This is a genomic window from Mesorhizobium sp. M7A.F.Ca.ET.027.03.2.1 (assembly GCF_003999175.1).
In the GTDB taxonomy this organism is placed as follows: Bacteria; Pseudomonadota; Alphaproteobacteria; order Rhizobiales; family Rhizobiaceae; genus Mesorhizobium.
The window spans coordinates 1-575 of sequence record NZ_RZOM01001793.1; the positions used below are offsets into that span (position 1 = coordinate 1).

A 575-nucleotide genomic window follows, 5' to 3' on the forward strand; every position below is an offset into this window, starting at 1 on the left:
GGCTTGCCTGCCAGCCGCATCGAAAAGCCGATGTTTTCGAACACCGTCATATGCGGGTAGAGGGCGTAGCTCTGGAAGACCATCGCGATGTCGCGGTCCTTGGGCGGCATGTCGACGACGTCGACACCGCCGATCCGAAGGCTGCCGCTGGTGACGTCCTCCAATCCCGCGATCATCCGCAGCGCGGTGGATTTGCCACAGCCGGACGGCCCGACGAGAATCAAGAACTCACCGTCCTTAACCGACAGGTTCAATTGGTCGATTGCGTGAAAATTGTTCCCGTATGTCTTGCAGATATTCTCAAGAACGACTTCTGCCATATTCCTCCCTCCACAAGTCTAAGCCACTGATTTTTATGATTGTCCTCGGCTTACGTTCACCTGCGAAATTTTTCCTCGGATAGCTAGGCTATGTTCCGGTATCGAGCCGCGCATATTTCAGTTCGACTGCCGACGGCGCGTTTGTCGATGCCAGGAGTTGCTTGACCTGGTCGTCGGTCGGAAGCGCCTCGCGCCCGCCCCGCCCCGTTATCGAAAGGGCCGCCGCCGCGGCCGCGAATGCGACCCGGCCTGCGG

Annotated in this window: 1 protein-coding gene; it reads right to left on the reverse strand. The window is 58.8% G+C overall.

Features of this window, described 5'->3' with window-relative positions:
* On the reverse strand, window positions 1-320 hold a 320-nt coding region (locus EN750_RS38100; RefSeq protein WP_145968376.1), incomplete at its 3' end, for an ABC transporter ATP-binding protein.
* Window positions 321-575 lie beyond the last annotated feature (255 nt).